Annotated in this window: 8 protein-coding genes; all 8 read right to left on the bottom strand. The window is 61.2% G+C overall.

What is annotated here, in order from left to right:
* Positions 1-1661, bottom strand: a 1661-nt coding sequence (locus EJA71_RS19175) for an ABC transporter ATP-binding protein (RefSeq protein ID WP_256671777.1), incomplete at its 3' end; no start/stop codon positions are given.
* 14 nt (positions 1662-1675) lie between these two features.
* Positions 1676-2698 carry an ABC transporter permease gene (locus EJA71_RS19170; RefSeq protein ID WP_158959206.1) on the bottom strand — a complete coding sequence of 341 codons (1023 nt, stop codon included), beginning with the start codon at positions 2696-2698 and terminating at the stop codon, positions 1676-1678.
* Positions 2698-3762 carry a microcin C ABC transporter permease YejB gene (locus EJA71_RS19165; RefSeq protein WP_158959205.1) on the bottom strand — a complete coding sequence of 355 codons (1065 nt, stop codon included), beginning with the start codon at positions 3760-3762 and terminating at the stop codon, positions 2698-2700. Before EJA71_RS19165 ends, EJA71_RS19170 begins: the two co-directional genes overlap by 1 nt.
* A 1-nt stretch (position 3763) precedes the next feature.
* A complete protein-coding gene (locus EJA71_RS19160) occupies positions 3764-5629 on the bottom strand; it encodes an extracellular solute-binding protein (RefSeq protein WP_158959204.1) in 1866 nt (621 codons plus the stop codon).
* A 148-nt stretch (positions 5630-5777) separates the two neighbouring features.
* Positions 5778-8489 carry a TonB-dependent receptor gene (locus tag EJA71_RS19155; RefSeq protein WP_178113724.1) on the bottom strand — a complete coding sequence of 904 codons (2712 nt, stop codon included), beginning with the start codon at positions 8487-8489 and terminating at the stop codon, positions 5778-5780.
* 207 nt (positions 8490-8696) lie between these two features.
* On the bottom strand, positions 8697-9098 hold the full coding sequence (locus EJA71_RS19150) for a biopolymer transporter ExbD (protein WP_158959203.1): 402 nt from the start codon (positions 9096-9098) through the stop codon (positions 8697-8699).
* A complete protein-coding gene (locus EJA71_RS19145; protein WP_371925707.1) occupies positions 9098-9784 on the bottom strand; it encodes a MotA/TolQ/ExbB proton channel family protein in 687 nt (228 codons plus the stop codon). Before EJA71_RS19145 ends, EJA71_RS19150 begins: the two co-directional genes overlap by 1 nt.
* 67 nt (positions 9785-9851) lie before the next feature.
* Positions 9852-10162 (bottom strand): energy transducer TonB (locus tag EJA71_RS19140; RefSeq protein ID WP_158959201.1); only part of this gene is annotated, 311 nt, incomplete at its 5' end.

The raw sequence follows: 10162 nt of genomic DNA, 5'->3' as shown, positions 1-10162 counted from the left end.
AGCGATAGCGGTGGGTCAGCGAAAGGTATGTCGACTGACCCGGCGCTATCGCTGGCAAGCCAGCTCCCACAGGGTTCTTCGATAGGCTTCAGGCCAGAGGCTTTCAGCAGTTCCTGGGTGTAGGGGTGTTTGGGCGCGGCAAAAATCTCCCGCGAAGAACCCTGCTCCACCACCTTGCCATCCTTGATCACCATCAAGTCATGCGCCAGCGCATGCACCACCGCCAGATCATGGCTGATGAACAGATACGTCAGCCCATGCTTGATCTGCAATTGGCGTAACAACTCGACCACCTGCTTCTGCACCGTGCGATCCAGCGCCGAAGTCGGCTCATCGAGCAAAATCAGCGCCGGTTCCAGCACCAGCGCGCGGGCGATGGAGATGCGCTGGCGCTGCCCGCCGGAAAACTCGTGGGGATAGCGATGGCGGCTCTGCGGATCGAGGCCGACTTCTTCCAGCACACGAATTACCGCTGCCTCACGCTCGGCTTCAGTGCCGATACCGTGGGTCAGCAAGCCTTCGGCAATAATCTGCTGCACCGACATCCGTGGGCTGAGGCTGCCAAACGGGTCCTGAAACACCACTTGAATCTGCCGGCGCAGCGGCCGCATCAAGCGCTGATTGAGCAGGCTCAACTGCTTGTTGCCGAAACGGATATTGCCCTCGGATTCGACCAGCCGCAGGATCGCCTGACCCAGTGTCGACTTACCCGAACCGGACTCACCGACAATCCCCAACGTCTTGCCGCGTTGCAGGGTGAAACTCACGCCGTCCACGGCTTTGATGTAATCCTGCTGGCGACTGAACAGCGCTTTCGGTAATGGAAACCACACCTTCAAATCATCGACTTCAAGCAGGTTGTGCTCGTACTCACTGGGCACTGGCGCACCGCTCGGTTCGGCCTCGATCAACAAGCGGCTGTAAGGATGCTGCGGTGCGCGAAACAGCGCTTCGCAGTCCGCCTGTTCAACGATCTCGCCGTGGCGCATCACGCACACCCGTTGCGCGATGCGCCGCACCAGGTTGAGGTCGTGGCTGATCAACAATAGCGACATGCCGAGGCGCTGCTGCAACTCGATCAGCAACTCGAGAATCTTCTGCTGCACCGTCACATCCAGCGCGGTGGTCGGCTCGTCGGCGATCAACAGCTCCGGCTCGTTGGCCAGCGCCATGGCGATCATCACCCGTTGCCGCTGCCCGCCGGAGAGCTGATGCGGATAGGCTTTCAAACGCTGCAAAGGTTGGCGAATGCCGACCAGTTCCAGCAGTTCCAGAGTCCGTTCGCGGGCAGCGCGGCCCTTGAGGCCTTTGTGAATTTCCAGCACCTCACTGACCTGTTTTTCCACCGTGTGCAGCGGGTTCAGCGAGGTCATCGGCTCCTGGAAAATCATCGCAATGCGGTTGCCGCGCAGACCGCGCATCTGCTGCTCGCTGGCGTGCAATAGATCCACGCCGTTGTAGCGGATCGAGCCACTGCTGCTGACGCTTTTGCCCGGCAGCAAACGCAGGATCGAATGCGCCGTCACCGACTTGCCCGAGCCGGATTCACCGACCAATGCCAGGCATTCGCCACGGTGAATATCCAGGTTCAAACCGTGCACCACTTCCTGCCCGGCGAAGGCCACGCGCAGATCGCGAATTTCAATCAGGTTGTCGTTCATCTCAGCTCCGGGGATCAAGATCGTGGATCAAACGCATCACGGCAGGCTTCACCGATGAAAACCAACAAAGACAAAATCAGCGCCAAGGCAAAAAACGCCGTCAGCCCCAGCCACGGCGCTTGCAGATTGCGCTTGGCCTGACCGATCAATTCGCCCAGCGACGCGGTGCCCGCCGGCATGCCAAAGCCGAGAAAATCCAGCGCAGTCAGGGTGGCGATGGCGCCGGTCAGAATGAACGGCAGGTAGGTGAGGGTGGAGGTCATCGCGTTGGGCAGGATGTGCCGGCACATCAGCTCGTTGTCGGTCAGGCCCAGCGCTCGCGCGGCTTTGACGTATTCGAGATTGCGCCCACGCAGGAACTCGGCGCGCACCACATCGACCAGCGCCAGCCAGGAAAACAGCGCCATGATCCCCAGCAGCCACCAGAAACTCGGCGAGACAAACCCGGACAAAATGATCAGCAGGTACAACACCGGCAACCCCGACCAGATCTCCAGCACGCGTTGCCCGAGCAAATCGACCCAACCGCCGTAATAACCCTGCAACGCCCCGGCAACGATGCCGATCAGCGCACTGACAGCGGTGAGGATCAGCGCGAACAGAATCGAAATCCGCGTGCCGAAAATCACCCGCGCCAACACGTCGCGCGCCTGATCATCGGTGCCCAGCCAATTGCTCGATGAAGGAGGACTTGGCGCCGGTTCGCTGAGGTCGTAATTGACCGTGTCGTAGCTGAACGGAATCGGCGGAAACAGCATCCAGCCGCCCTGATCTTCGATCAGTTTGTGCACGTAGCCGCTGGCGTAATCCGGTTGAAACGGCAGCTCACCGCCGAAATCGGTTTCCAGGTAATCACTGAGGATCGGGAAGTAGAAAGCGTCGTGATAACGAATCACCAATGGCTTGTCGTTGGCGATCAACTCGCCACCAAGGCAGATCAGGCACAGGCCGATAAACAGCCACAGCGACCAGCGTCCGCGCCGATTGGCTTTGAATTGCGCCACACGGCGCTGACCCAGAGGAGACAGAGTGAACATCAGGCAGTCCTCGCCGAGAAGTCGATGCGCGGGTCGAGCAGGGTGTAACAGAGGTCGCCGATCAGCTTGATCAGCAGGCCGAACAGGGTGAACAGAAACAGCGCGCCGAACACCACCGGGTAGTCGCGCGACACCGCCGCCTCGTAACTCATGCGCCCGAGGCCGTCGAGGTTGAAGATGGTTTCGATCAGCAGCGAACCAGCAAAAAACACCTCGATCAGCGCCGACGGCACACCGGCGACCACCAACAACATGGCGTTGCGAAACACGTGGCCGTAAAGCACGCGGCGCTCCGTCAAACCCTTTGCCCGTGCGGTGATCACGTACTGGCGGCTGATCTCGTTGAGGAAGCTGTTCTTGGTCAGGATGGTCAGCGTGGCGAACCCGCCGATCACCAAAGCGGTCACCGGCAGCACCAAGTGCCAGAGGTAGTCGCCGACCTTTCCCAACGTGCTGAGGCTGTCGAAGTTATCCGAGACCAGGCCCTGCACCGGGAACCAGTTGACGTAGCTGCCACCGGCGAACACCACGATCAGCAGAATGGCGAAGAGAAACGCTGGCATCGCGTAGCCGATGATGATTGCCGTGCTGCTCCAGACATCGAACGCGCTGCCGTTCTTGATCGCTTTGCGAATGCCCAGCGGGATCGAGATCAGGTAAGTGATCAGCGTCGCCCACAAGCCCAGCGACAGCGACACCGGCAACTTCTGCACGATCAGATCGGTGACCTTGGCGCCGCGAAAAAAACTGCTGCCCAGATCCAGCTGCGCGTAGTTTTTCAGCATCAGCCACAGGCGTTCGTGCATGGGTTTGTCGAAGCCGTAATGGTGTTTGATTTCCTCGATCAGGGCGGGGTCGAGGCCACGACTGCTGCGCCCGGCGCCGCCAATCGCAGCAACTTCGCCACCGCCGCCCATGCTGTGTCCGCCGAAGCCTTGCAGGCGGGCGATGGCTTGCTCCACCGGTCCGCCCGGCGCGGCCTGCACAATCAGAAAATTGACCACCAGAATGCACAACAGCGTGGGGATGATCAGCAGCAAACGTCGACTCAGATAACGCCACATGTCACTGGCCCCCCGCAAGCTGGCTGTGCATCTGTTGCGTGGTCAGCGCTTTGGCCGACACCTCCCACCAGGTGTTGAGGCCTTCGTCGTACGCCGGTTGCACGGGCGGCATGCCGAAGCGGTTCTGGTACACCGTCGGCGTGCCTTTGGAGTAGTAGTTGGGAATCATGTAGTAACCCCATTGCAGCACCCGGTCGAGGGCGCGGGCGTAATGCACCATGGCTTCGCGGGTGTTGGCCTGCACCAGCCCATCGATCAGTTGATCAACCGCTGGATTGGCCAGCACCATCGAGTTGGAACTGCCGACTTGCGTGGCACTTTGCGAGGCGTAGAGGCTGTACAGCTCGCGGCCGGGAGAGACGATCGGATCGCCGCTGCGCGGGAAACTGGTGACGATCATGTCGTAGTCGCGAGCGTTGAGACGATTGACGTATTGCGCCGAATCGATCCGCCGCAGATTAAGCGTGATGCCGATCTGCGCGAGAGTGCGTTTGAACGGCAGCAGCATGCGATCGAAACCGCCCTGACCGTCGAGGAAGGTGAACTCCAGCGGCTCGCCGGCAGCGTTGACCAAGTGGTTGTGTTGCGGCGTCCAGCCAGCTTCGGCGAGCAGCTTCAGCGCTTGCAGTTGCTTGTCGCGGATGTAGCCGCTGCCATCGGTTTTCGGCGCTTCATACACCGTGGTGAAAACTTCGTTGGGAATCTGTCCGCGCAGCGGTTCAAGGATCTTCAACTCTTCGGCATCGGGTAGCGCGGTGGCGGCCATTTCGCTCTTCGGCCAAAAGCTGTTCTGGCGCACGTAGAAGCCGCGCATCATCTGCTTGTTGGTCCACTCGAAATCCCACAGCAGGCTGATCGCCTGACGCACGCGGCGATCCTGGAAGATCGGGTTTTGCAGGTTGAACACAAAGCCTTGGGCGGCGGTGGGTTTCTCCGGCGCCAGAATCGATTGCTGCAAGCGACCGTCGCGCAACGCCGGGCTGTCGTAGCCGACCACGTAACCGGACGAGGAAAACTCGCGGTTGTAGTCGAACGCGCCGGCCTGCAACAGCTGGCGGGCGACGTCGGTGTCACCGTAGAAATTCACTGTCAGGGTGTCGAAGTTGTACATCCCGCGACTGACCGGCAGGTCCTTGCCCCACCAGTCCGGATCGCGTTGAAAACTGATGCTGCGCCCGGCGTCGACCTTGCTCACCCGATACGGACCGCTGCCCAGTGGTGGCTCGAAACCGCCGCCATTGGCGAAGTCACGGGTCTTCCACCAGTGCTCAGGGACGATGCGCATCGTCGCCAGATCCAGCGCCAGGGTGCGGTTGAGGTTGTTCTTGAAGGTGAAACGCACCTGCCGTGGGCCTTCGATTTGCACGTCCTGGACGTCGGCGTATTGCTGGCGGTAACTCAGGCTGCCCTTGGTCATCAGCAGGTTGAAGGTGTAGCGCACGTCTTCGGCGGTGATCGGCGTGCCATCGGCGAAGCGTGCTTTCGGATTGAGGGTGAAACGCACCCACAAGCCTTGCGGGTCGCGCTCGATCTGCTGCGCGACCAATGCGTAAACGGTGTAGGGCTCGTCAAGCGAACGGAACGCCAGCGGCGCATACACCCAGTCGTTGACCTGCACCACGGAAATGCCCTGATCGGCATACGGGCTGATGTAGTTGTACTGGCCGATTTCCATCGACGCGCGGCTCAGCGAACCACCCTTTGGCGCGTGCGGGTCGACGAAATCGAAATGCTGGAAGTTCGCCGGATACTTCGGCGCCTCGCCGTATACCGTCAGCGCATAACTGCCAGCGGCCAGCGCCGAGGGGCCAGTGCACAGCAGCGCACTGCCCAACAGCAGGCCCGCCATGTTGCGCAAAAAACTCATGAGATCACCCTGAAATTCCTGAAGAAACCCGGTCCCCATGTGGGAGCTGGCTTGCCAGCGATAGCGGTATGTCAGTGAAGTAAATGTCGACTGATACGACGCCATCGCTGGCAAGCCAGCTCCCACAGGGTTTTGCGGTGCTCGTTCTTTAGAAGTGGTAAGTCATGCGCGCAAACAAGGTACGCCCCAGCGGGTCGGTGTAGCGCGGGTCATAGCCGCTCTGGAAGTTGTAGGCCTGGTTGGAGAACGGTGGGTTGCGGTCGAACATGTTCTTCATCCCGGCATCGACATCCAGCACCTTGTCGAAGGTGTAACCGGCCGACAGATCCCACACCGAATACGAGGCGACAGTCGCGTGAGTATCGCGGTCGTAGTCGTTGTAGCCGGTGGTGAAGCGGTTGGTCAGCGACGCCCGCGCTGCGCCGAAGGTCCAGCTGCCAGTGAGGTTGTGTTTCCAGCGCGCAATCACGCCGTCACCCTGGAAGTCGCCGACCTTGTCGGTGAACGGGCCTTTGATGGTGCTCTGGAAGTCGTACTCATCGACGTAAGTGCCTTGCAGCCCCAGACCGAACTGACCGTACGGCGTGTTCGGGAAGCGATAATCCAGCGACACGTCGACACCGTTGGTTTCGACGATGCCGAGGTTGGCGTTGCCGGTGACGATGTAGTTGAGCGTGCCGTCGGCGTTGCGCACGAAGCGATCCGGGTAGGAACCGGCCTGATCAAACACGGTGGATTCCGGGAACGGCTGGATCTGGTTGGAGATGTGAATCCACCAGAAATCCAGACCCACCGAGAGGTTGTTGATCGGCTGATAAACGAAGCCCAGCGTCACGTTACGGGCCTTCTCCGGGGCCAGGTCTTCGTTGCCGCCGATCTGGTTGAGGAACTGCTGACCGCAATCACGCCCGCCGTTGCCGCCCGGTTGCACCACGCCGCCGGTACACAGCACCGGGTCGTTGTAGTAGCCCTGGGTGAAGGTGATGCTGCGCGGCGAATACAACTCATACAGCGACGGCGCACGGAAACCTTCGCTGTACGCACCGCGCACCACCAGCTCTTTCAACGGCTGATAACGGAACGAATATTTCGGGTTGGTGGTGCTGCCGAAGTCGCTGTATTTGTCGTGGCGCACGGCGGCGGACAGTTCGAGGCTGTCGAGTACCGGCACGTTGATTTCGGCGTAGGCGGCTTTCACGCTGCGGTCGCCTTCGACGCTGCCGGCGGGATCGATACCGAGGCTCTGGATGTCACCGGCAAACGACTCGAAGTCCTGGTGGAATTTCTCTTTGCGGTACTCGCCGCCCAGCGCCAGGCCGGACGGACCGGCACCGAACCAGTCACCGATTTCACGGCTGATGCGTCCATCAAAACCGGCCACGCGGCCAACAGCGGTGGAATAGGCACCGTGGTACGCCGCTTGGTCGATGTACTGCTGACCGGCAGCCGACTGCGGGCCGAACGGGTTGAGCAGACCGCTGGCCAGACCGTCGATCATCGCCTGATCGCTGACATAACCGCTGGTGACACTGGAGACAATTTTGTTCTGGTTGTACGAGGCGCCGACGTTGTAATCCCAACCGCCAACCAAACCATCGAAACTCAGCAGAAAGCGCTGGCTGGTGTTCTGGTCTTTCGATTCACGCGGGCCAGCGGCGGTTTCACGCCAGTTCACATCGACCGGTTGGGTCGGGTCGAGGGCGAAGTCGGTCGGCGCTGGAGTGATGCCGTTGCCAGGGTAGTAGGGCGACGAGCCGTCGAGAGTCAGACCAGTCAACGGCGCCGGGCCGACAGCGGTGGCGTTGTTGTTGCGCGACCAGAAGTATTCGAGGTTGACGTTGTGGTCGTCGGCGAGTTTGCCGGTGGTCTTGCCGAAGAACGAAGTCTTCTCGGTCTGCGGCACCAGGTCGATGTATTCGCGGGTGCTGAAGCGGCACAAGCCGTCGCGCCCGACCAGATTCGGCCCGTTGCAATTGCTGTTGGCCAGCGGGTTGGTGGCGTTGCCGTTCTGGCTGTAGTTGCCGGGGAATGCCGTGCCGGAAGTCTGGTCGAGGCCACGACCGGGATCGTAGTCGCGGGCAAAGGAGCGGTCGTTGGCGTCGAGGTTCTGCTGCTTGTTGTAGTTGAATACGCCGAGGACGTTGAAGCGGTCTTCGTTCAGATCGCCGTAGCCCCAACTGGCGCTCATGTCTTTGGTTGCACCGCCGCCGCTGTGGGTCGGGGTTTCGCCGCCGAGGGTCAACTGGCCGTCGGTCATGGATTTCTTGGTGATGAAGTTGATCACGCCGCCAATGGCGTCAGTGCCGTAAAGGGCCGAGGCGCCGTCGCGCAGCACCTCGACGCGCTCGATGGCGGCAAACGGGATCATGTTCAGATCCACCGCGCCGCCGGCCGAGTTGGTGCCCGACAAGGCGTTGTTGGCCAGGCGTCGACCGTTGAGCAACACCAGCGTCTTGTTTGCGCCGATGCCGCGCATGTCGGCGAACGAGGCGCCGCCCGTCGCCGCGCCGACCGAGCCGGCACTGTTGTTGATCGACTGACTGCCGGTGATGCGCTGCACCAGTTCGGCGGTGGTGGTCACGCCCTGTTTGCGCAGCTCATCGGCTTTCAGAATGGTGATCGGCACCGCCGTTTCCGCATCGACCCGGCGAATCGCCGAACCCGTCACTTCCACCCGTTGCAGTTGCGTGGTCGGCGCCACGACGGCTGCCGCAGCGGGCACGGCCGCGCTGTCTTCTTCGGCGGCTTGCACGGTCCCGGCGCCCATCCCCATGGCCACCAGATACAACGGAACAAAACGGTGGCGAGAAATCGTTGCCACCAAGGGTTTGAGCGTGAAGCGTGGAGTGTTCATCAGCATGGTTATTTCCGACTTTTCAGACGTTATCGAATTGGCCTTGTGAGCCCCTCATTGCTCCGCTTTCGGTGATACCGCGTGCGGAAAACCACTTTCTTCAAACAAGCCGATCCCCTCCGAAGACGCGTGGCGTTGTTTCGGTCGGCTGGTTGCGACGGGAGTCAGCGAACGGTGGCGGGCGCGTCTTTCAAGGTGCGCCCGCCACCGCACTCAGTGGGTGGTCATCACCGAAATCCTGGTAATGCCCGAGCGTTCGATAGAGGCCATGGCCTTGGCCACCTGGCCGTAATTGACGGCGGAGTCGGCCTGCAACTGCACGCGTACTTCGGCGTCCTTGGCCTTGACCTCCTTGAGGCTGGCTTCAAGGGATTCCGGGGCCAGCTCGGTCTTCGCCAGATAGAACTTGCCGTCCTGATCGACGCTGACCACCACCGGATCTTTTTTCTCGGCGGGGGCCACGGCGTCGGTTTTCGGCAGGTTGACCTTGATCGCGTTGGTCATCAGCGGCGCGGTGACGATGAACACCACCAGCAGCACGAGCATCACGTCGACCAGCGGCGTGACGTTCATTTCGCTGAGCACTTCATCGCTGTCCTGAGTAGAAAAAGACATCAGCTGGCCTCCCGCACGGCGGTTGTGGTTTTGGTGGCGATGGCCTGACGGCTAACGGAAAACGCACTGCGCGAGGCGAGGGCATCGAAGTCGTGAGCGAAGTCATCCATGTCTGCCGACGCGAGCTTCAAGCGGCGCAGGAAGAAGTTGTAAATCAGCACCGCCGGCACTGCGACGGCGATACCTACGCCAGTGGCGATCAGCGCGTGGCCGATCGGCCCGGCGACCGCTTCAAGGCTGGCCGAACCGGTTTCGCCGATGCTTTTCAGCGCTTCCATGATGCCCCACACGGTGCCGAACAGACCGATGAACGGCGCGGTGCTGCCGATACTGGCGAGGATCGCCTGACCGTTTTCCAGGGAGCGGCGTTCCTTCTGGATTTGTTGGCGCAGGTTGCGCTCCAGACGATCCGAACGGTTGATGGTGTGCGCCAGTTGTTGCGTGGTGCGCGGCGAATCTTCCACCAGCAGCGCCTCGAAACCGCTGCTGGCGATGCGCGCCAGCGAGCCTGGATACTGGCTGGCGTGTTCGGCGGCGGTGAGCAGATCCGGCGCGCCCCAGAAGGCCTTGGTGAATTGTTTGTTCTGCGCTTTCTGCCGCAGGTACTGCGCCGACTTGACCAGCAGGATCGCCCAGCTGACCACGGAAAACAGCACCAGACCCCAGAGCACGCCGGGGACAATCATCGAAGACAAATCGTTCATGGTGATACCTCGCTTGCGTTATTCGGTTGTGCGTTGATTGAGCGTTCGGTTATTGCGGCAATTTGAAATCGATGGTCTGGGTGGCGAAGCCGTCGATCGGCGTGTCACCGCGTTTGGCCGGAATAAACTTCCAGTTCTTCACGGCGGCGACGGCGGCGTCATCCAGTTGCGGCTTGCCGCTGGATTTGGTCACCGTCACCGAACCGGCGCGACCGTTGGCCAGCACCTGAATGCGCAGCACCACGCTGCCTTCCCAATTGCGTCGCAGGGCCAGCGACGGGTATTCCGGCGGCGGGTTGCCGAGGCTGGCGAGGCCGGAAATCGCTGCCGATTCCTTCACCGGCCCAGGGGCGGCGGCCG

This window comes from Pseudomonas sp. PB106 (assembly GCF_009764645.1).
GTDB lineage: Bacteria > Pseudomonadota > Gammaproteobacteria > Pseudomonadales > Pseudomonadaceae > Aquipseudomonas.
The sequence above is the reverse complement of the archived record's forward strand: the minus strand, read 5'-3'. Positions and strand labels throughout refer to the sequence as shown.